The sequence below is a fragment of the Azoarcus sp. TTM-91 genome (assembly GCF_012911025.1).
Taxonomy (GTDB): Bacteria; Pseudomonadota; Gammaproteobacteria; order Burkholderiales; family Rhodocyclaceae; genus Azoarcus.
The window spans coordinates 1-21,273 of record NZ_WUEI01000080.1; the positions used below are offsets into that span (position 1 = coordinate 1).

Annotated in this window: 21 protein-coding genes; 17 read left to right on the plus strand and 4 right to left on the minus strand. The window is 67.1% G+C overall.

Annotated features, from left to right (window positions below):
• Window positions 1-46 precede the first annotated feature (46 nt).
• Window positions 47-745: a helix-turn-helix transcriptional regulator gene (locus tag GRF61_RS17785; RefSeq protein WP_169151972.1), complete on the minus strand. Its 699-nt coding sequence runs from the start codon at window positions 743-745 to the stop codon at window positions 47-49.
• Window positions 742-1,773, minus strand: coding sequence for a helix-turn-helix domain-containing protein (locus tag GRF61_RS17790; RefSeq protein ID WP_169151973.1), 1,032 nt, complete (start codon window positions 1,771-1,773; stop codon window positions 742-744). Before GRF61_RS17790 ends, GRF61_RS17785 begins: the two co-directional genes overlap by 4 nt.
• Window positions 1,774-2,134: 361 nt before the next feature.
• Here GRF61_RS17790 and GRF61_RS17795 point away from each other — a divergent pair, with 361 nt between their 5' ends.
• The 4 genes from GRF61_RS17795 to GRF61_RS17810 all read left to right on the plus strand — a co-directional run bounded on the left by GRF61_RS17795 (window position 2,135) and on the right by GRF61_RS17810 (window position 8,964).
• Window positions 2,135-3,493, plus strand: coding sequence for a DUF1329 domain-containing protein (locus GRF61_RS17795; protein WP_248281309.1), 1,359 nt, complete (start codon window positions 2,135-2,137; stop codon window positions 3,491-3,493).
• A 61-nt stretch (window positions 3,494-3,554) separates the two neighbouring features.
• A complete protein-coding gene (locus GRF61_RS17800) occupies window positions 3,555-5,309 on the plus strand; it encodes a DUF1302 domain-containing protein (RefSeq protein ID WP_169151975.1) in 1,755 nt (584 codons plus the stop codon).
• 164 nt (window positions 5,310-5,473) lie between these two features.
• Window positions 5,474-7,867 carry an efflux RND transporter permease subunit gene (locus tag GRF61_RS17805; protein WP_169151976.1) on the plus strand — a complete coding sequence of 798 codons (2,394 nt, stop codon included), beginning with the start codon at window positions 5,474-5,476 and terminating at the stop codon, window positions 7,865-7,867.
• Between the two features lie 71 nt (window positions 7,868-7,938).
• Window positions 7,939-8,964: a YCF48-related protein gene (locus GRF61_RS17810; RefSeq protein ID WP_169151977.1), complete on the plus strand. Its 1,026-nt coding sequence runs from the start codon at window positions 7,939-7,941 to the stop codon at window positions 8,962-8,964.
• Here GRF61_RS17810 and GRF61_RS17815 read toward each other — a convergent pair.
• Window positions 8,891-9,619 (minus strand): hypothetical protein, encoded by a 729-nt coding sequence (locus GRF61_RS17815; protein WP_169151978.1) that lies wholly within the window; start codon window positions 9,617-9,619, stop codon window positions 8,891-8,893. The genes GRF61_RS17810 and GRF61_RS17815 overlap by 74 nt on opposite strands.
• On the opposite strand from GRF61_RS17815, the gene GRF61_RS17820 reads away from it, so the two are divergent.
• The 13 genes from GRF61_RS17820 to GRF61_RS17880 all read left to right on the plus strand — a co-directional run bounded on the left by GRF61_RS17820 (window position 9,551) and on the right by GRF61_RS17880 (window position 20,602).
• Window positions 9,551-10,699, plus strand: a complete 1,149-nt coding sequence (locus tag GRF61_RS17820) for an amine dehydrogenase large subunit (RefSeq protein WP_169151979.1) — start codon at window positions 9,551-9,553, stop codon at window positions 10,697-10,699. The genes GRF61_RS17815 and GRF61_RS17820 overlap by 69 nt on opposite strands.
• Window positions 10,699-11,241 carry a MauE/DoxX family redox-associated membrane protein gene (locus GRF61_RS17825; protein WP_169151980.1) on the plus strand — a complete coding sequence of 181 codons (543 nt, stop codon included), beginning with the start codon at window positions 10,699-10,701 and terminating at the stop codon, window positions 11,239-11,241. The genes GRF61_RS17820 and GRF61_RS17825 overlap by 1 nt, the downstream gene beginning before the upstream one ends.
• A 4-nt stretch (window positions 11,242-11,245) precedes the next feature.
• Window positions 11,246-11,836, plus strand: a complete 591-nt coding sequence (mauD, locus tag GRF61_RS17830; RefSeq protein WP_133588266.1) for a methylamine dehydrogenase accessory protein MauD — start codon at window positions 11,246-11,248, stop codon at window positions 11,834-11,836.
• A gap of 39 nt (window positions 11,837-11,875) precedes the next feature.
• The gene (locus GRF61_RS17835) at window positions 11,876-12,421 is read left to right on the plus strand and encodes a methylamine dehydrogenase light chain (protein WP_348982428.1); all 546 of its coding nucleotides are present in this window, start codon (window positions 11,876-11,878) and stop codon (window positions 12,419-12,421) included.
• The gene (locus GRF61_RS17840) at window positions 12,421-12,903 is read left to right on the plus strand and encodes a cytochrome c (protein ID WP_169151981.1); all 483 of its coding nucleotides are present in this window, start codon (window positions 12,421-12,423) and stop codon (window positions 12,901-12,903) included. Before GRF61_RS17835 ends, GRF61_RS17840 begins: the two co-directional genes overlap by 1 nt.
• Window positions 12,900-13,337 carry a cytochrome c gene (locus GRF61_RS17845; RefSeq protein ID WP_169151982.1) on the plus strand — a complete coding sequence of 146 codons (438 nt, stop codon included), beginning with the start codon at window positions 12,900-12,902 and terminating at the stop codon, window positions 13,335-13,337. The genes GRF61_RS17840 and GRF61_RS17845 overlap by 4 nt, the downstream gene beginning before the upstream one ends.
• Before the next feature lie 1,120 nt (window positions 13,338-14,457).
• Window positions 14,458-15,537, plus strand: coding sequence for an NAD/NADP-dependent octopine/nopaline dehydrogenase family protein (locus GRF61_RS17850; protein ID WP_169151983.1), 1,080 nt, complete (start codon window positions 14,458-14,460; stop codon window positions 15,535-15,537).
• Between the two features lie 79 nt (window positions 15,538-15,616).
• Window positions 15,617-16,618 carry a 3-hydroxybutyryl-CoA dehydrogenase gene (locus GRF61_RS17855; protein ID WP_169151984.1) on the plus strand — a complete coding sequence of 334 codons (1,002 nt, stop codon included), beginning with the start codon at window positions 15,617-15,619 and terminating at the stop codon, window positions 16,616-16,618.
• Between the two features lie 89 nt (window positions 16,619-16,707).
• Complete coding sequence (locus GRF61_RS17860) at window positions 16,708-17,694, plus strand: ABC transporter substrate-binding protein (protein WP_211166058.1); 987 nt, start codon at window positions 16,708-16,710, stop codon at window positions 17,692-17,694.
• 28 nt (window positions 17,695-17,722) lie between these two features.
• The gene (locus tag GRF61_RS17865) at window positions 17,723-18,511 is read left to right on the plus strand and encodes an ABC transporter ATP-binding protein (protein WP_248281310.1); all 789 of its coding nucleotides are present in this window, start codon (window positions 17,723-17,725) and stop codon (window positions 18,509-18,511) included.
• Window positions 18,508-19,302 (plus strand): ABC transporter permease, encoded by a 795-nt coding sequence (locus GRF61_RS17870; RefSeq protein ID WP_133588280.1) that lies wholly within the window; start codon window positions 18,508-18,510, stop codon window positions 19,300-19,302. The genes GRF61_RS17865 and GRF61_RS17870 overlap by 4 nt, the downstream gene beginning before the upstream one ends.
• Before the next feature lie 74 nt (window positions 19,303-19,376).
• A complete protein-coding gene (locus GRF61_RS17875) occupies window positions 19,377-20,156 on the plus strand; it encodes an ABC transporter permease (protein ID WP_169151985.1) in 780 nt (259 codons plus the stop codon).
• Window positions 20,153-20,602, plus strand: a complete 450-nt coding sequence (locus GRF61_RS17880) for a MarR family transcriptional regulator (RefSeq protein ID WP_169151986.1) — start codon at window positions 20,153-20,155, stop codon at window positions 20,600-20,602. The genes GRF61_RS17875 and GRF61_RS17880 overlap by 4 nt, the downstream gene beginning before the upstream one ends.
• Window positions 20,603-20,708: 106 nt before the next feature.
• Here the strand turns inward: GRF61_RS17880 and GRF61_RS17885 are convergent.
• Window positions 20,709-21,273 (minus strand): TetR/AcrR family transcriptional regulator (locus GRF61_RS17885; protein WP_211166059.1); only part of this gene is annotated, 565 nt, incomplete at its 5' end.

The following is a 21,273-nucleotide window of genomic DNA, read 5'->3' on the forward strand; positions in this document are numbered from 1 at the left end:
GGGCGCCCTGGCGGCCGGGCCGGAGGTTTGAGGCGGAGGGGCCGGCTCAGGCGCCGGGGTGGATGAACAGCTTGGCCAGCAGCTCGGTGCGGCTGCGGGCGCCCACCTTGTCCAGCACATGCTTGACGTGGGTCTTCACCGTCGCCAGCGAAATGCCCAGCGCATCGGCGATTTCCGCATTGCTGAGGCCGCGGCGCAGGTGGCGGATCAGCTCGTTCTCGCGCGGCGTCAGCGCGGCGGTTTCCGCTGCGGCGGGGGCGAAGGCGCCGGAGCTGGCGGCGGAGAATTCCAGCAGTGGCATCAGCCCCTTCAGCACGTCGATCTCGCCGCTGCTGAAGGCCGGGCCGTGGCTGCGGCGTATCAGCGAGATGCCGGCCACGGCCCGGCCATCGTCCAGCCGCAGGTAGATCTCGGCGATGTCGCCTATGCCGTGGTCGCTGAGGAAATTGCGGTAGATGGTGCTGCCGCCGGCCTGGCTGCGCAGGCTCTGCACCGGCGCGCCGCAGCGCAGGCCGCGCGCCGGGTAGAGCGGATCGTGCCGCCAGTAGTGGGCGCTGTAGGCGGCCTGCACCTCCGGCAGCGCGGCCGGGCGCGGAAAGCCGGCGATCTCGCCATTACCGCCGACCAGGTAGAAGGCGCGATGGTCGCTGGCGGTCACCCTGCCCACCGTGTCCAGGCAGGCATCCATATAGGCCTGCAGCCGGGCGGTGGCCGGCGCTGCGGGGCAGGCCGGCGGCAGGCTCACGCGTTCAGGTGCCGTGCCGGGGCAGCCGCGCCGCGCAGGGTGGCGGAGGGCAGTTCGCCGAACATCGCGCGGTATTCGGTGGCCAGCCGCGACAGGTGCCAGAAGCCCCAGCGCGCGGCCACGTCCTGGATCATGGTCTTTTCCGGATCGCTGTTGAGCAGGTCGCGGCGCACACCGTTGAGGCGGATGGCACGCAGATAGCCGACCGGGTTCAGCTGCAGCACTTCCTCGAAGCAATATTGCAGCGTGCGGCGGGAGACACCCAGCTCGGCGCACAGGTCGGCCACCGACAGCGGTTCGTTCACATGCTCGCGCATATAGGCCACCGCGCGATGCACCACCTGCCGGCGACCCGAGCTGGTGCGTGGCGTCTGGCTGGCGGCTGCCGCCTTGCCGAAACTGGCTACCGTGCTTTCGTAGATCGCGTGCTTCATCGCCCGCCGCAGTTGCTCGTGCTCCAGCAGTTGCGGTGCCGAGATGATGCTGGACAGCGCCGAGAACAGGAATTCCTTGAGCTTGGTGGAGCCGGCCGGGTCGCGCAGCGCCGCCGGCGCGCGCACCAGCGCCTCGGCAGCGTCGTTGCCTTCCAGGATGCGGGTGAACGCCATTAGCTCGTCCATCGGCAGCGCCACTGCGATCAGGTCCAGCGCGGGCGAGGTACGCAGCAGCGATTCCTCGCCCGGTTTGATGGTGATCTGGGTGTGCTCGTCCACCTCCCAGCCGTCGTACACCACGCGCCCGTCCATGCGCAGCGGGATGCCGACGGTGATGCAGCCCTGCCAGGGCCTGCAGTGTTCCTGCAGCGACTGGGTGGTCTGCTCGCGGAAGATCTGGATGCCGTCGAACCACACTTCGGTGAAATCACCGACGAAAGGCCCGGGCGTGAGCTGGTCGTAGATCTGCTCCCAGCCTTGTACGTAAGCCGCCATTTCGCCCACTTCGGTGGTGTTCCGGTGGGTGATGCGTACATGCGAAGCACTGCCGCTGGCAAAGGCCGGAGCCTCGCCAATACACGTATCCGTGTTCATTTATTGTTTGGCCCCAAAGCGTCATTGAGGTGAATGCACCTCAACGTTTAGCAAAAGCCATGCCGTCGGGACTTCCCTCTCTCTGTCGGGAATTCCCTCCTCCTTATTCGCATCATGGGGCACCCGGGGCGTGCATTGCAATTTGCAGCGCACAAGGCTGGTGCGATGTTTTTTATTGCGAATTGCTGATTTCGGATAACGGCCTGCCGAAAGTGCTTCCTAGAATTTCCCCGACTCGACGAAGGTTTTAGCGCCAGGGCCGCGATCCTTTCCATGTCACGTCGGGGTTTCTTATTCAGCTTCTATTAATAATTCTCAGAGGTCGTTAATGAGTAAATTCGCTTCGGAAAGGCTGCGGCCATTGGCGTCCGTATTGGCGGCGGTGGGAATTCTCGGTGCGCAGCCCGTGCTGGCGGCGGACGATGCCGCCGCACTGGGCCGCAATCTGACGCCCCTGGGCGGCGAAAGCGCGGCCAATGCGGATGGCAGCATTCCCGCCTGGCAGGCGGGCGCATTGAATTCCGGATGGGCGCCCGGCAAGCCCCGCGCCGATTTCTTCAAATTCAAGGATGACAAGCCGCTATTCACGATCGATGCATCGAATGCGGATAAATATGCGAATAAGCTGAGTGAGGGCCAGCTCGCGCTGCTGCGTAATTTCAAGAATTACCGTATCGCGGTTTACCCCAGCCGCCGGCATTGCTCCGCGCCGGATTTCGTGCAGCAGAATACGAAGGCGAATGTGGGCGCGGCGAAAATCGGCAGCGATGGCTGGAGCCTCGCCGAAGCCACCGTGCCGGGTATTCCTTTCCCATTCCCCAAGAGCGGCATCGAGGTATTGTGGAATGCCAAGATGAAATACGCCGGGGTCGGCCTCACCATGCCGGCGCTGTGGATCATGCTGTCGCCGCGCGCCAGCGGCGGCGACTGGATCGAGGCCAAATCCAGCCAGACCTATTTCTACCCCTGGGGCAAGAAGGGCAGCAACAAGCTGGCCGATCTGCCGCAGGTCGAGTACTACACCTATTTCGACTACGCCTCGCCGACCGCGCTCGCCGGCCAGGCGCTGATCGCCACCGCCTACCTGAACAAGGGCAGCGATACCTTCTATTACTTCCCCGGCCAGCGCCGCGTGCGGCGCATGCCCAGCTATTCCTACGACGCGCCGCAGGTGGGTTTCGAGAACCAGTACACCGTGGATGAGCCGCGGGTGTTCAACGGCACGCCGGACCGCTTCGACTGGAAGCTGGTGGGCAAGAAGGAGATGTACGTCGGCTACAACGCCTTCGGCATGTACGACCCGAACGTGGATCGCCGCAAGGTCATCACCCCGGACGGCGTCGAATCCGCCGCCACCCGCTACGAGCTGCACCGGGTGTGGGTGATCGAGGCCACGGTGAAGGAGGGCGTGCGCCACGTCGCGCCCAAGCGCCGCTTCTATGTGGATGAGGACTCCTGGGCGTTGATGGGCGCGGAGGATTACGACGCCCAGGGCAAGCTGTGGAAGGTGCGCGAGAGCTTCGTCATTCCGGTGGCCGAAACCGGCTCCTGCGACAACCCCGCTTTCGTCCAGTACGACCTCAACTCCGGCCGTGTGCTGCACGACCAGGGCAGCGTGGGTGCCGGCAAGGACCTGAAGTGGTCGGTGGAGCCGGACGACGCCAAGCTGCAGGAGAACTTCTACACCCCCGACAACCTGCGCGCGATCAGCCAGCGCTGAGCCTGCACCTTCTCCGCTGCCGCGTCTCAGCCGCGGCGGCGCCTTCCCTCCGGAGATAACAATGACAATTCGCTTCAAGCAATTGGCGGTGGCGCTCGCCCTCGCCGGGCTGGGTACGCCCGCGGCCCAGGCTTTCCAGTTCGAGAACGAATTCTTCAGCGGCTCGCTGGATTCCACGCTCACCGTCGGTTTCGGTCAGCGGGTGGAAGACCAGCGCTGCAACCACATCGGCGATTCCTCCACCCGTTGTGGCGGCAATGCCAATACCGCGGTATGGGGCAACGGCGACGACGGCAACCTCAATTACGACAAGGGCGATTTCTTCACCGCTCACATCAAGGGCTCGCACGAGCTGCTGCTGAACCTGCCGGACCAGTGGAAGTTCATGGGCCGCGTCGGCTGGCTGCACGACTTCGCCGCCGACGACACCGCCCGCACCGACTTGCGCGCCAGCGCCTCCAACGAAGTCGGCAACTACGTGCGCCTGTACGACTTCTGGGTCAGCAAGGAATTCGACATCGCCGGCCAGCGCGCCCGTGCCCGCCTGGGCAACCAGGTGGTGAGCTGGGGCGAGAGCCTGTTCATGTTCGGCGGCATCAACTCCAACGTGGCGATGGACATGCAGCGCCTGTCCTCGCCCGGCGTGCAGCTGAAGGAAGCCTATCTGCCGGCGCCGATGTTCAGCCTGGCCTCCAGCCTGGGCAACGGCATCAACGCCGAGGCCTACTACCAGTTCGAGTGGAAGCCGTATTCCTTCCCGCCGGCCGGCACCTATTTCTCGGTGAGCGACACCTTCGGCGCCGGCCGCGATCGCCTGATGTACTTCACCGCCGACGCCGCCAGCCGCATCCGCACGCCGGGCGATTCCCTCTACGGCATGAGCCTGGCCGCCGCCCGCGAAGCCATGCTGACCGCTGGCGAGGCCATCCCGGTGGCGAACGACGACAAGCCGCGCAGCGGCGGCCAGTACGGCGTGTCGCTGAAGTTCCGCGTCGATGCGCTGGATGCCGACGTCGGCCTCTACTACCAGCGCTACCACGACAAGACGCCCAACGTGCTGCTGTGGTCCGCCGGCATGGGCCACACCGGCTACTACTACGAGGAAGACCGCGAGCTGTACGGCATCAGCGCCAACACCTCGCTGGGCAACTGGGCGGTGGGCGCGGAACTCTCCTACCGGCCGAAGGACGCGGTGTCGCTGGGCGCGTGCATGAACGTCGATGGCAGCGGCATCGCCGCCGGCGCCGAGTGCCGCGGCTCGGTGGATGAAGAGCGCTACCAGCTCCACCTCACTGGCATCCTCAGCCTCACCCCCAGCGAGCACGGCTGGTTCCTCGATGCCATCGGCGCGCAGACCGGCACCTTCCTTGGCGAAGTGGTGGGCATCTCCTACCCCAACGTGCGCTCCGGGAAGATCTACACCCGCAGCAACAACGGCGTGACCTACCAGCAGCAAGTGGCCGCCGGCAACTGGACTTACCTGGACAGCGCCGGCAACTCGGTGGGCGTGGGCGACAGCTTCTCCTGGGGCTACATGTTCGACTTCAGCGTGACCTACGACGGCTCGCTGATCCCCGGCTGGCAGGTGATCCCCGGCGTGGCGGTGTCCCACGCGGTGCGCGGCAACACGCCCAACTTCATGCAGAACTGGATGGAGGGCGCCAAGTCGGCCAACTTCTACGTGCTGTTCAACCGCAACCCCTCCACCTGGCAGGCGGGCATCAACTACACCAAGTTCTGGGGCGGCGACACGCCGACCAGCTCGCTCAACGAGGACAGGGATTTCATCGGCGGCTTCCTGTCGCGCAACTTCTGATGCAGCCGTTTGCGGCGATGGCGCACCGCTTCTCCGTTCGGGCCGGACCTGTCCTGGCCCGGACGGTGGCGGCGGTTTCACCGCCGGCTTGATCCTCGGCCGGCCATCCACGGTTTCCGTGATGGCCGGCGGCAACACCCGCCCTCCATTCTTCAGGTCACACCGTGCTCAATCCCCTCAGTGTCGATCAGGTCGACACCTTCCTGACCCGCAGCCTGCGCCGCCTGGAAGACGTCTGCTTCCGCCTGCGCGGCGCCATCCTGGTCGCGCTCGCGCTGTTCACCGTCGTCATGGGCTGGTTCGCTCTGCAGCTGCGCATGGATGCCGGCTTCGAGAAGCAGATGCCGGTGGGCCATGAATACATCCAGACCTTCAACCAGTACCGCGAGGACGTGCTCGGCGCCAACCGCCTCAACATCGTCGTGCGTGCCCGCGAGGGCAGCATCTGGAACAAGGCGGCGCTGACCCGGCTGTACGAGGTGACGCAGGCGGTGGGCTTCCTGCCCAACGTCGATCGCCTGGGCGTGCAGTCGCTGTGGACGCCCAACTCCTTCGTCAACGAGATCACTGAGGATGGCTTCCGCGCCGATCCGCTGATCCCCGGCACGGTGTCGCCGGCCGACCTGGACGACGAAACCATCGCCGGCATCCAGCGCGCCGCCAGCCAGGGCGGCTTCGTCGGCATCCTGGTGTCGCGCGACCAGAGCAGCGCGATGATCGTCGCCGAGCTGGCCGAGCGCGACCGCGACGGCCACCAGATCGACTACGTCGCCTACAACAAGCTGCTGGAAGAACTGCGTGGCAAGTTCGAGGACGCCGGCTACGAAATCCAGATCATCGGCTTCGCCAAGCAGATCGGCGACATCGCCGACGGCGCCTCGGCGGTGCTGGAGTTCTGCGCCATCGCGCTGCTGCTCACCGCGCTGGCGGTGTACTGGTACTGCCATTCGGTGCGCTTCACCCTGCTGCCGGTGGTGTGCTCCTTCACCTCGCTGGTGTGGCAGTTCGGCACGCTGAAGCTGCTGGGCTACGGCCTGGACCCGCTGGCGGTGCTGGTGCCCTTCCTGGTGTTCGCCATCGGCGTCTCCCACGGCGTGCAGCAGATCAACTTCATCGTGCGCGAGCTCTCCCACGGCCGCAGCACCGAGGAAGCGGCGCGCGCCAGCTTCTCCGGCCTGCTGATTCCCGGCACGCTGGCGCTCATTACCGCCTTCGTCTCCTTCATCACGCTGACGCTGATCCCGATTCCGATGGTGCGGGAGCTGGCGATCACCGCCTCGCTGGGCGTGGGCTACAAGATCATCACCAACTTGGTGATGCTGCCGCTGGCCGCCTCCTGCTTCCATTTCGACAAGCGCTACGCCGACAAGGCGGTGCTCAAGCGCGAGAAGCGCTCCGCCTGGCTGCGCACGCTGGCGCGGGTGGCGGAGCCGCGCAACGCCGCCATCACCATCGCGGTGACGCTGGTGGTGTTCGGCCTCGCCGTGTGGCAGAGCGCCGACCGGGTGGTGGGCACGGTGGAGCCGGGCGCGCCCGAACTGCGCGCCGACGCCCGCTTCAACCGCGACGCGGTTTCCATCTCGCAGAACTACGACACCGGCCTGGACTGGCTCACGGTGATCTTCGAGGCGCCGCCAGCCTCCTGCGAGCGGGTCGAGGTCGGCCTCTACCAGGACCGCTTCGTCGCCGCCATGCAGTACGTGCCCGGCGTGCTCTCGGCGCTGTCCTTCTCCGGCCAGCTGCGCACCTACAACGAGGGCTACAACGAGGGCAACCCGAAGATGGCGGTGGTGCCCATCGACTCCGGCAACTACGCCGGCCTCGCCGCCGAGGTCGGCCGGGTGCGCGGCTTCATGAACAAGGACTGCAGCATGACGGCGGTCCACCTCTTCCTCACCGACCACAAGGCCACCACCATCAACGGCGTCATCGCCGCGGTGAAGGCCTTCCGCGAGGCCGACCAGGTGGCGGACGTGCATATCCGCCTCGCCTCCGGCAATGCCGGCGTGCAGGCGGCGGTGAACGAGGAAGTGCATCGCTCCGAAATGCCGATGCTGCTCTACGTCTATGCCGCCATCGTGGTGCTGGTGGCGGCGGTATACCGCGACTTCCGCGCCGTCATCGCCTGCTGCCTGCCGCTCACCGTCGGCACCTTCATCGGCTACTGGTTCATGAAGGAGCTGCAGATCGGCCTCACCGTGGCGACGCTGCCGGTGATGGTGCTGGCGGTCGGCATCGGCGTGGATTACGCCTTCTACATCTACAACCGGCTGCAGCTGCACCTGGCCAACGGCCAGCCCATCGTCAAGGCGCTGGAGCACGCCATCCTCGAAGTCGGCATGGCCACCATCTTCACCGCCGTCACCCTGGCGGTGGGCGTGGCCACCTGGATGTTCTCCGAACTCAAGTTCCAGGCCGACATGGGCCGGCTGCTGGCCTTCATGTTCATGGTGAACATGGTGATGGCGATGACCGCGCTGCCCGCCTTCGCGGTGTGGCTGGAAAAACTCTTCCCGCGCAGGAAGCCGGTGCGGGCGCCGGGCATCCTGGCGCACTGATCCGGCCTACTCATTCGGACTGCTCATTCGGACTAAATGGCCGGCAAATGAACATGCTCATCGGAACCCTCATGAACACGCCTGCTTCACCCGCAGCGCGCCCCGCCGGTCGCTCCCGCCGCTTCTCCGCCAGGCTGGCGAACGCGCTGGCCGGGCTGATCGCGCTGGCGCCGCTGTTCTGCCACGCCCAGGCCGAGGCTGGCGCGGAAACCTTCAGCCTGCGGCCGGCGGCGCACAGCGCCAACGCCAGCCGCAGCATGATCCTGGACGCCACCCGCGCTGGCGACCGCCTGGTGGCGGTGGGCGAGCGCGGCGTGGTGCTGCTGTCGGACGACGGCGGCAAGCAATGGCGCCAGGCCGCCAACGTGCCGGTGGCGGCGACGCTCACCGGCGTGTCCTTCGCCGATGCGAAGCGAGGCTGGGCGGTCGGCCACTGGGGCGTGGTGCTGCACACCGCTGACGGCGGCGAGAACTGGAGCCGCCAGCGCCTGGACACCGGCGAGGACAGGCCGCTGTTCTCGGTGCATTTCCTCGACGCCAGCCACGGCATCGCCGTGGGCCTGTGGTCGCTGATGCTGGAAACCCGCGACGGCGGCCAGAGCTGGGAAGACGTGGCGCTGCCGGCGCCGCCGGGCGAGAGCCAGGCCGACGCCAACCTGATGCGCATCTTCGGCGGCCCGCAGGGCGTGCTCTACGTCGCCGGCGAGCGCGGCACCCTGTTGCGTTCGGCCGACGGTGGCCAGAGCTGGGACTACCGCCCGACCGGCTACCGCGGCTCCTTCTGGAGCGGGCTGGCGCTGGACGACGGCAGCGTGCTGCTGGCCGGCCTGCGCGGCAACGTCTACCGCAGCGGCGACGAAGGCGCCCACTGGAGCAAGGTGGAAGGCACGCCCTTCAGCTCCATCACCGACCTGGTGCTGGCCGGCGACAAGGTGGTCGCCGTCGGGCTGGACGGGGTAACGCTGGAGAGCAGCGACCAGGGCCGCAGCTTCCACGCCAGCCAGCGGGAAGACCGCCTGTCGCTCACCGCGGCGGTCGCCACCGCCAGCGGCCAGGTCGCGGTGTTTTCCCGCGGCGGCGTATTGCCGCCGCAGTAATTGCATCGAATTGATGGAAAAGGGCAGGGCGGTGGCGGAAAGGCGTGGAAGTGAATTGCCGATTCCGTCTATCGCAGCGATGAAAGGAAGTTGAAATGAACTCGATGCGGCGCAGCTGTTGCGACGTATTCGTAGTGACCGCCCGCAGCAATGCGGGCGGGGGTTCCGAGCGTGGTGTTTGAGAAAAGGGAGGGCGGGTCTGCCCGGCCTCCCTTCTTTTTCCTTTTTTATCTTCGCCCGTTTTCCCAAAGGGATGGAGCGGCGCGCGGTTGCGCCGGAATGCCTTGTTCCCGCCGCCTTCGTGGCGAATTGAAACGGCAATGAAATGCCCGGCGAGTTTGCCGTTTTGGGATAACGCCCGGTTTTGAACGATGGCTAGAATCGATTCCAGCCATTGATTGAATGAAGCTGTTTCCGCTTTTCCGTCTTGCCGCGGAACCGAATTGAAGCCGTGAATGAAAGTGGAGCGCCGGGCGCAATTGCGCCAGCTCCAATCCAGGCCCGCGGCGTTCAATTCACCCAGCAATATCGCAACCCAACGCAATCCAACCCAACCCAACCCAACGCAATCAATCTGGAGAGCCAGGTGAAAAAGAGTTTCCGGGTCAAATCCCTGTTGTTCGGGCTGTGCGCCGGTGTCGCCATGCAGGCGCATGCGCTGGAGCCGGATGTGCTCACGGTGACCAAGATGGCGCCGGCCGACGCCTACCGCGTCTATATCGCCGACCCCAACTTCAGCAGCCTGGTCGATGGCCGCATGCATGTGATCGACGGCCAGAACATGCGCTACCTCGGCATGGTCTCCACCGGCTTCTCCGGCTTGTCGGTGTTGTCGCCGGACCGCTCCGAGCTGTACGTGGCCACCACCTACTACGCCCGCCTCAACCACGGCGAGCGTACCGACGTGGTGGACATCCACGACGCCACCACGCTGGCGCGCAAGGAAGAGATCGTGATTCCGCCGCGCCACGCCCAGGGCACCGCCAGCCGCAGCCTCATCCAGACCTCCTTCGACGGCAGCCTGCTCTACGTGCAGAACGCCACCCCGGCCACCTCGGTGACGGTGGTGGACCTGCGCAACCGCAAGGTGCTGGCCGAGGTGCCGACGCCCGGCTGCTGGGCGGTCTATCCCTCGCCGACGGTGGCCAGCCGCTTCTCCGCCATGTGCGGCAACGGCTCCATGCTGACGCTGACGCTGGACGAAGCCGGCCAGGTCGCCACCCGCAAGCAGAGCGCGCCCTTCTTCGATCCGGACAGCGATCCGGTCTTCCCGATGTACGACCGCAACGGCGACAAGTTCGTCTTCGTCTCCTTCCACGGCAAGGTCTACCAGGCCGACCTCTCCGGCGAGATGGCCAGCGTGGAGCCGGGCTGGTCCCTGGTCGGCGCCGCCGATGCCAAGGCCGGCTGGCGGCCGGGCGGCTACCAGCTGCTCGCCACCGAACGCGCCGCCGGCCGCCTCTACGTCGCCATGCACGACAAGGGCGAGGAGGGCTCGCACAAGAACCCGGCCAAGGAGATCTGGGTGATAGACCTCGCCAGCCACAAGCGCATTGCGCGCCTGCCCGGCCACAACGCGGTGTCCATGGCCACCAGCCGGGGCGACAAGCCGCGCCTCTACCTGCTGGACGCCACCAACAACGACCTCATCGCCTACGACCTCGGCGCCAAACCCAAGCTGTTCAAGCGCATGCCGGCCATCGGCAACACGCCCATCCACCTGGAGCTGCAGTGATGGACGCCCTGCTGATCGACCCCGTGCTCTCGCGCGGCTGCGCCGCCGCGGTGGCGGTGCTGCTGCTGGTGGGCGGCGGCCAGAAGCTCCTCAACCTGCCGGTGTTCGAGGCGGTGGTGGAGCTGTACGAGGTGCTGCCGCGCGCGCTGGCGCCGCTGTTCGCCCGCCTCTTCCCCTTGCTGGAAATCCTCGCTGGCGCGCTGGTGCTGCTGGCGCCGGGCGCCATCGGCGGGGCCGCCGCGGTGGCGGTGCTGCTGCTCGCCAGCGCCGGCATCCTGGTCAACCTGCTGCGGGGCCGCCGCAACATCGACTGCGGCTGCGGCGGCGGCGATTCCCACCCGCGCTTGTCCTGGGCGCTGCTGGGCCGCAACGCGGTGCTGCTGCTCGCCGCCGCCATCGCCGGCCTCGCCGTGAGCGCCCGCGAACTGGTGTGGATCGACTACCTCACCGTGGTCGCGCTCGCCCTCGCGCTGCTCGGCCTCTACGCCGCCACCAATCAGCTGCTCGCCAACCAACCCCGTTATCAGGCACTCCGGAGCTAAAAAAATGACTGAAGCCCTGCTGGTTTCCAACATCGTCTCGTGGGTCGTCATCCTGGCCCTGGTCCTGGCCGTGCTGGCGCTCGCCCGCCAGGTCGGCATCCTGTTCGAACGCGTCGCCCCCATGGGCGCGCTGATGATGGACACCGGCCCCAAGACCGGCGACGTCGCCCCCATCTTCTCCCTGCCCACGCTCACCGGCGGCCAGGTGGAGATCGGCGGCGCCGCGCCGCGCAGCACTCTGTTGTTCTTCCTCTCGCCCACCTGCCCGGTGTGCAAGAAGCTGCTGCCCATCATCAAGCGCGCGCGCAAGGCCGAAGGCGACTGGCTGCGTGTCGTGCTGGCCTCCGATGGCGAAGAGCCGGAACACCGCGCCTTCATCCAGCGCGCCGGCCTGGGCGACTTTCCCTACCTGCTGTCGCAGGAACTGGGCATGACCTACCACATCGCCAAGCTGCCCTACGCGGTGCTGATCGACGAGCAGGGCCGCATCGGCGCCAAGGGCCTGATCAACTCCCGCGAGCAGCTGGAGAGCCTGTTCACCGCCAAGGAACTGGCGGTGGGCTCGGTGCAGCAGTTCATCGAGCAGAAGGCCTGAGCGCCCGCCGCCTCAACAAGGATTAGCTGGAGAAAAACCGTGTTCACACTCTTCATCAAACTGCTGGACCGCCTGTTCGAGCGCGGTACCCGCCAGGTCGCCCAGCGCAGCTCCCGCCGCGGCGCGCTGGTGCGCATCGGCAAGCTCTTCGTCGCCAGCGCCTTCGTGCTGCCGGTGCTGCCCTTCGACCGCACCGGCCAGGCCTTCGCCGCGCAGGACGCCAAGCGCAAGCAGACCAAGGACGACACCCGCTGCGACTACTGGCGATACTGCGCGCAGGACGGCTACCTGTGCGCTTGCTGCGGCGGCTCCGCCACCACCTGCCCGCCGGGCACCGAAGCCTCCAAGGTCTCCTGGGTGGGTACCTGCCGCAACCCGGACGACGGCAAGGACTACCTCATCAGCTACAACGACTGCTGCGGCAAGACCAGCTGCGGCCGCTGCATGTGCGCCACCAGCGAGCGCGAACGCCCCGGCTACCGCCTCGGCCTGCACAACGACATCAACTGGTGCATGGCCAATGACTCCTCGGTGTTCCACTGCACCACCGCGCTGGTGGTCGGCCTGGCGGAGGGTGAGGCGTGATGAAACGCGGCAGCAAGCGTTCCGGTGTCGCCGCCGCGCTGGCGCTGCTGGCGGTTTTCGCTGGCGGCGCGCAGGCGGCGGAGGAGGGCGAGGCGCTCTTCACCCAGCACTGTGCGGTCTGTCACCAGCCGGGCGGCACCGGCGCCCCCGGCCTGGCGCCGGCGCTGGCCGCGCTGCTGGGCAAGCGGGTGAGCGCGCCCGGCGGGCGGGAATACCTGCCGCGGGTGCTGCTCGGCGGCCTGTCCGGTGCCATCGTCGCCGGCGGCGAGAAGTTCAACGGCATCATGCTGCCCTTTCCGCAGCTGAACGACGCGCAGCTGGCGGCGCTCAGCCACTACCTGCTGGGCACGCTGAACAAGGACACGCTGGCGGCCGACTTCGCGCCGCTTACCGCCGCCGACTTCGCCGCCTGGCGCGGCAAGCCGGCGAGCGCAGCGGAAAACCGCAAGCTGCGCACGCAGCTGGACGCGGCGGGGCAGTGAACATGCGCCCCGCCCGCCTGCTACTACCCGCGCTGCTCGCCCTGCTGGGCATGGCCCCGCCGGCCCAGGCCGATCCGCGCATGGACTACATGCTGCACTGCTCAGGCTGCCACCGCCCCGACGGCAGCGGCGCCCCCCACTCCGGCGTGCCTTCCCTGGTTGGCCGCATGGGCTACTTCGCCCGCAGCGCCGAAGGCCGGGATTACCTCATCCGCGTGCCCGGCACCGCCAACTCCCCGCTGGACCACGCCGCCACCGCCAGGGTGCTGAACTGGATGATGGACAACTTCAGCCCTGCCGAACGCCCGGCAGACTTCCAGCCCTACACCGAGGCGGAGATCGCCAAGGTACGCGCCGACTGGCTGTCCAACGCAGCCGATGTGCGGATGAAGCTGGTAGCGGAGATGAAGCAGCACGGTTATCCGGTGGATTGAAGCCGGGCAGGGCGCAGGCGCGGCTCGAGCCCCAAGGGGGAGGCCGCGCCTGTTGCCGTTTACGGCGACCTCGCTGCGGGTCCAGGGGCATATAGCGGCGGGCTGTGTGGCGAAGCACGCGTACGGACCTGTGTGAAAGACCTGAGGAATAGGAGGCGCAGCGCAGGATCGTTGGCGCAAGGTCAGTGGCGCAGGCTGAACGGCACAGGATCGGCAGGGCAAGATCGACGACGCTCCGGAGTTCCAGCGGCCGCGCCGTCCCGCAGGTTCTCCCCCTCCCCCCTGGCGGGGGAGGGGAGAGGGGGCGCCCGTCAGGGTGCCCGTGTTGAACCCAGGCGCCGCTGCCTATCGCTGCGAGGACATTAGGTAGCCAAGCCGCCCGCCCATCCTCCGCGCCCGGCGCTGCCCGCGCGCCGCACCGCGACCATGCACGCCACCCCGCGCTCTCGCCTTGACGCACCGCCGTGGGGCATGTGCTTGCGCAACACGCTTGATGCGGCGCGATGGCGGTCCCTTTCGCACTTTCCCGATACCGCCTCCCACTCCAGTGCCAATGGCATTTCTCCGGCCACTGGCAGAACCCGCTGCTTCCCGCCGCCGGGCACCATGCCTCGCCGCAGATGTATTGCGCTGTCTCGAAAAAAGGCCAATTCGAATTGCCGAATGAATCAATTAAAAAAGGCAATTAAGACGAATTGTACAAATCGCCATTCCAATTCCAGCGGCCCGCTTTGCGCCGCAACAGCGCCCCGCCGCCGGGCCGGCAGGAATCTTGCGTTGCAGCATCGGCAATAACGCGGCATGCGATCCTGCGCAATTCCGGTGCGTAATGCACCGATGGCGGGAAAACTCTTTAGTTTCAGTGTTGTGCACGCACGGATTTGGTGAGGTGCGCCCCAGTTTCGTGCGTTTCGACAGGCGTTTATCCACTTCTTGCAATTCCACCATTTGGCCGGACTTGGGTCCGTTGACATACATGCATGTGCATGCATTAATGAAAAACAGAGCGCGGTGCTTCATTTGGAAATCGCTAAAAGCCGCCTCGGACCATTTCCATCGACACGCTTTATTTGCGTGCGCAAATGCGTGCTCATACATTTAATTGAACGGGAGGCAAACCATGCGGATTGCAGTGCTGGGTGGAGGTAACGGGTGCTACGCGTCGGCGGTCGATCTGTCGGAGGCCGGGCATGAGGTGCGCTTCTGGCGGCGGGATGCCCAAGGGCTGGCGCCAGTGCTGGAGAGCGGCAAGATCACGGTGAAGGACATCGACGGCAAGCGCGACGTGGCCATCGCCAAGCCGACCACCGACATCGGCGAGGCGGTGCGCGGTGCCGAGCTGATCGTGATCCCGACGCCGGCCTTCGCGCAGGAGGACATCGCCCGCGCCATGGCGCCCTACATGGAAGACGGCCAGGTCATCTTCCTGCCGCCGGGCACCTTCGGCAGCTTCGCCATGATGAAGGCCTTCCGCGCTGCCGGCTGCAAGGCCGACATCACCATCGGCGAGACCGGCACGCTGCCGCACCTCACCCGCAAGCACGGCCCGGCCGAGGTGGCGATCACCATACGTGCCACCCGCCTGCCCACCGGCGTGTTCCCGGCCAAGAACGGCGAGCATGCTTTCCGCGTGCTGCGCGCCGCCTACCCGTCGGTGGAGCCGATCGAGGATGCCCTGTCCGGCGCGCTGATGAATGCCGGGCCGGTGATCCACCCGCCGCTGATCATGATGAACGCCGGCCCGCTGGAGCACTTCGACGCCTGGGACATCCACAACGAAGGCACCCAGCCCTCCATCCGCCGCGTCACCACCGCGCTGGACCACGAGCGTATCGCGGTGCGCGAGGCGCTGGGCTACAAGCCCTCCCACTTCCCGCTCAGCGACCACTACGAGAACGACCAGTGGATGTATGGCGACGCCCACAAGCGCCTGGTGGACAGCGGCGACTGGCGCGAGCGCATCGACCTCACCGCCCACCGTTACATGACCGAGGACATCCACTACGGCCTCGCCCTGCTGGTGTCGGTGGCGGACTGGGCCGGCGTGAAGGTGCCGACCGCGAGCGGCCTGCTGGCGATCGCCTCCGGCGTCTGCGGCAAGGATCTGCGCAAGGGCCCGCGCACGCTGGAAGCCCTGGGCCTGGCCAGCCTCAGCCGCGACGAGATGGCCAAGCTGCTGAATGAAGGGCTGCCCGCATGAGCGCCGCCGCACGGCCGCCCGAAGGGGGCGCTCTTCCTGCGGCAGCGAGGATGTCGCAGGTCGACAGGAGGGGAGTCCAATGAGCAGCGCAGCGCAGGAAACGCTGGTCGGCGCGCTGGGCGCCGGCCGCATGGGGCGCGGCATCGTCCTCGCCTTCGCCCTGGCCGGGCGCGAGGCGGTACTGCTGGATATCAAACCGCGCGAACGCGAGGCACTGGCGAAGCTGAAGGCGGAAGCCGAGGCGGAGCTGCGCGCCAGCCTGGCCACGCTGGTGGAACTGGGCGTGGTCAAGGCGGAGGTGGTGGAAGCGGTGGTGAGCCGGGTGCGCATCGTCGGCCGCGACGAAGCGCCGGCCTGGCTGGGCCGCCTCGGGCTGGTGTTCGAAGGCGTGCCGGAAACGGTGGACGCCAAGCGCGAGGCCTTCGACTACGCCTGCCGCTTCCTGCCGGAAGACGCGCTGCTGGCCTCCACCTCGTCCACCATCCTCTCCACCGAGCTGGCGGCGCTGGTGACGCGGCCGGAGCGTTTTCTCAACGCCCACTGGCTGAACCCGGCCTACCTGATTCCGCTGGTTGAACTGTCGCCGCACCCTGGCACCGCGCCGGATGCCACCCGCCGCATGACGGAGATGCTGGAAGCGGTGGGCAAGGTGCCGGTGGTGTGCGCCGCCCAGCCCGGCTACATCGTGCCGCGCCTGCAGTCGCTGGTCATGAACGAGGCCGCCCGCATGATCGAGCAGGGCGTGGCCACCGCCGAGGACATCGACAAGGCCACCCGCTACGGCTTCGGCATCCGCTACGCCGCCATGGGCGTGGTCGAGTTCATCGACTTCGGCGGCGCCGACATCCTCTATTACGCCAGCGGCTACCTGGCCAAGGCGCTGGACGACAGCCGCTACGCCTGCCCGCCCATCGTCGAACGCAAGATGGCCGAAGGCAACATCGGCCTCAAGACCGGCGAGGGCTTCTATGACTGGCGCAAGGTGGACCAGCCCGCCTACCGCCGCCAGGCGCTGGCGCGGCTCACCGAGCTGCTGCGCATGAACGAACTGCTGCCGCCCGATGGCGAAAGGCGGGGCTGAACGCGCATTTCCCTCCGCAACGCCGCAGTACAGAACAGAAACGAAACGTGTAGTCCCCGCAGTTCCCCTCAACGATGGAGATGACGAACATGATGACGTTTTCCGGGTCCTTCAAGCGCCTGCTGTGTGCCGGCCTGCTGGCGGCCTCGCTGCCCGCCGCGGCGGACGTGCCGACCATCCGGGTGGGTTGGACGATTCCCGCCGAGGAAGCCAAGTACTGGATGATGCGCCGGCCGGATGCTTTCCCGGACCTGGGCAAGAAGTACAAGATCGAGTGGGTGCAGTTCCAGGGCACCGCGCCCATGGTGCAGGCCATGCTCTCCGGCGCGCTGGACTGCTCCTCGCAGGCGCCGCTGTCGCTGGGGCAGGGCGCCGCCGCCAGCGATCTCAAGGCCTACATCCTCGCCCAGCACGTGGGTGAGAGGCCGGGCTCCTTCTCGGTGTACTGGGCGGTGCCGGAAGACTCCCGGATCAAGTCCATCGCCGACCTCAAGGGCAAGACGGTGGGGGTGAATGTCTACGGCTCCGGCGTGCATGGCGGCATGGCCATGCTGCTGAAGAAGAACGGCATCGACCCGGAAAAGGACATCAAGCTGGTCGAGACCGGCTTCCCCGGCTCGGAAGCGGCGCTGCGCGGCGGCCGGGTGGACGTCGGCGTGTTCGTCCAGCCCTTCGCCTCCCGTGCCGAAACCAAGGGCGGCGTGCGCAAGCTCTTCGCCCTGTCCGATCTCATGCCCAACACGGTGCACGTGATGGAGGTGTGCAAGAAGGAGTGGGTGGATGCCAACGTCGAGACCGCCAAGCTCTATACCCGCGACATGACGGCGGCGATGAAGATGGCGCTGGACAACCGCGACGAAACCATCAAGGTCGTCTCCGAGGTGACCCGCGCACCGGCCGCCGCGCTGGAGCCCTACCTGCTGAAGGCCAACGACTTCGCCCACGACCCGACGATGAAGCCGGACTTCGCCGCGGTACAGACCATGTTCGACATGTACACCGAGCTGGGCATGATCAAGAAGCCGCTGAAGGTGGACCAGTTCCGTCGTGACGACGTCGTCGCGCCGGTGAAGTAAGACAGCAGACAGGCAGGAGAGCGGCACCATGTCAGAACCGATGATTGCCATCCAGGGCCTCACCAAGCGTTTCTCCACCGCCGACGGCCGCAAGCACCTGGCCATAGACGATGTGAACGTGGAAGTGGCCGAGGGCGAGTTCGTCTCCATCCTTGGCCCGTCCGGCTGCGGCAAGTCCACCCTGCTGTACATGGTGGGCGGCTTCGTGGCGCCGTCCGCCGGCGCCATCACCGTGCAGGGCCGGCCGGTTACCGGCCCCGGCCCGGACCGCGGCCCGGTGTTCCAGGAGTTCGCCCTTTTCCCCTGGAAAACGGTGCTGGAGAACGTGATGTACGGCCTGCGCCAGCAGGGCGTCTCCAAGGCGGAAGCGGAGGCGCGCGCCCGCGCGCTGCTGGACATGGTGCACCTCAAGGACTTCGCCGACTTCTATCCCAAGGAGCTCTCCGGCGGCATGCGCCAGCGGGTGGCCATCGCCCGCACGCTGGCCTACCAGCCGCAGATCCTGCTGATGGACGAACCCTTCGGCGCGCTGGACGCCCATACCCGCACCGTGCTGCAGAACGAGCTGCTCGGCATCTGGGAGCGTGACCGCAAGACGGTGCTCTTCGTCACCCACGGGGTGGACGAGGCGGTGTTCCTGTCCGACCGGGTGGTGGTGATGACGCGGGCGCCCGGCCGCATCAAGAAGGTGGTGGAGATAGACCTGCCGCGTCCGCGGGTGCGCGCCGAGCTGCTGGTGAACCGGCGCTACCAGGAGTACATCGTCGAGCTGGAACAGCTCATCGAAGACGTACACCTGGAGGCCGCCGGCGCATGAAGTCCGCTCTACGCAAGCTCGGCCCGGCCGCCAGCACGGTGCTGTCGCTGGGCGCGCTGCTGGTGCTGTGGGAGATCCTCGCCCGGCTGGCGCAGATCGACGGTTTTCCGCCGGCCACCGAGGCGCTGGTGCAGGTGCCGCTGATTCTCGGCGAGCGCGAATCCCTGGCCAGCATCGGCGCCTCGCTGTGGCGCATGTTCCTCGGCGGCGCGCTGGCGCTGTGCTTCGCCGTGCCGGTGGGGCTGGCGATGGGCCGCAACAAACGCATCGCCCAAGCCCTCAACCCGGTGCTCACCGCCGCCTACCCGATTCCGAAGGCGGCGCTGATGCCCATCATCATGCTGTGGTTCGGCGTCGGCGACCTGTCCAAGGTGCTGGTGATCTTCCTCGGCGTCAGCTTGCCGTTGATCTATCACAGCTTCCACGGCGCCCACGCGGTGGACGAGAAGCTGCTGTGGTCCGCCATGGCCATGGGCATGAAGCCGGTGGCACGGCTGTTCAAGGTGGTGCTGCCCTCGGCGCTGCCGGATGTGCTGCTGGGCTGCCGCGTCGGCCTGGCGATGGCGCTGATCGTGATGATCAGCTCGGAGATGATCGCCCGCCAGTCCGGCGCCGGCGACCTCCTGTTCAACGCGCTGGACATGGCTCTGTACGGCGACGTCTATGCAATGATCGTGATCCTCGCCGCCATCGGCTTCGTGCTCGACTGGGTGTTCGAGCGGGTGCGCCGCCGCCTGGTGCACTGGGCGGAATCCCGCCAGGACGCGATGGTTCCGGGAGGTGGGGTATGAGTGCTTCCGCACGTACCTCCGCGGGCGGCGCTCTCCCGCCCGCGGGAGGTGGATCGCGCAGTGAAGGGGGAGTCATGAGCGCAAGCAACATCTTCGCGGGCGAGCGGCTGCGCGGCACCGCCGCCTCCGTCCTGCCATTGGCCCTGATCCTGCTGGCATGGGAAGCGGTGTGCCGCGCCGGCCTGGTGGCGCCCACGCTGCTGCCGGCGCCTTCGGTGGTGCTGCTGCGCTGGATAGCGCTGCTGCCCGATCCGGATTTCCTGCACCACGTCGCCCAGACCATGATCCGGCTGCTGTCCGGCTTCGCCATCGCGCTGGCGGCCGGCGTCTCCATCGGCCTGCTCGCCAGCCGTGGTGGCGGCGGGCTGCTGGAGCCGGTGATACGGGTGCTGGCGCCGATTCCCAAAATCGCGCTGTATCCCGCCTTCGTGCTCATCTTCGGCTTTGACCATGCGTCCAAGATCGCCCTGGTGGTGGCGGACGCGGTATTCCCCATCCTGCTCGCCACCTTCCACGGCGCGCGATCGGTGGAGCCCAAGCTGCTGTGGTCGGCCTGGGCGGCAGGGGCGAGCCGGCGGGCGACCATCTTCACCGTGGTGCTGCCCTCGGCGCTGCCCTCCATCCTCACCGGCTGCAAGATCGCGCTGCTGATCTCCTGCGTCACCGTCTTCCTGGCGGAGATGATCTCCTCCACCGACGGCCTGGGGCATTTGCTGATCCGCTCCGCGCGTTCTTTCCGTATCGTGGACATGTTCGTGCCGCTGGTGACCATCTCCACCATCGGCCTGCTCCTCAACGCCGCCCTGGTGGCGGTGCGCAACCGCCTGCTGGTCGGCCATGGTAACCATCGATGAACCGCGCCCCGAACCCGGCCTATCCCGGCCATCACCACTTCCTGCCCTATCTCATCAACCGCGTCACCAGCTTCCTCAACGTCGAGTTCCAGAAGGTGCTGGACGGCTACGGCCTCACGCTGACCCACTGGCGGGTGCTGGCCTTCCTCGCCGAGCAGGACGGGCTCAGCGTCAGTGCCCTGGCGGATGCGACGGTGACCGAGCAGTCCACCTTGTCGCGCGCGCTGATGAACCTGGAGAACCGCGGCTATATCAAGCGCGAACCCAGCCCGGAGGACAACCGCTCGGTGAACATCTTCCTGGTGCCTGAGGGCAGGGCGGTGTTCGACCTGGTGCTGATGCGGGCGCTAACGATAGAGGCCGCGGCGCTGGAGGGCATTCCGGCCGTCGAGCTGGAGACGCTGCGCAAGGTGCTGCTGCGCATCGCCAGCAACCTGCGGCCCTAGCGCAGCCAGCCGCACACGAAGAAGCCGCCGGTGCTCGAGGAGTCCGGCGGCTTCTTCATTTCCTGCCGGAGGGTGGCCTGAGGGTGGTCTCAAGGGGGCCGCGAGGTCAGCCCCGGTGCGCGGCGGCGATCAGTTCCAGCAGCCGGCGGCCGTGGGCCGGTATGGTGGCGTCCCGGGTCATCTGGAAGCGCACGATCATGCCTTCCACCACCAGCATCGCCTCGTCGGCCGCTTGTTCAGGTTCCCGCAGATCGCAGCGGCCGGCATAGGTGGCGATCCAGTCGCGCAATTCCGCCTTGTGGCGGGAGGCGATGGCGCCGACCTCGGGGGTCGCCGGCACGCCGCTCTCGGCCACCGCGTTGATGAAGGCGCAGCCGCGGTAGTCGGCGTCGGCGAACCAGTTTCCCAGCGCGTCCGCCAGCGCAGCCAGGCCAGGGCGCGTCGCGGAAGCCGCCTCCACCGCGGCGGTGAAGCGCGCCATCCAGGCCTCGTGGCGGAGCTGCAGGAAGGCGAGGATGAGGTCGTTCTTGGATGGGAAGTGGCGGTAGAAGGACATCTTGGCCACGCCCGACTCGGCGATGATGCGGTCTATGCCGGTCGCCCGCAGGCCCTCGCCATAGAAAAGGCGGCAGGCGGTATCCAGGATGCGCTGGCGGGCGACCGGCATAGAC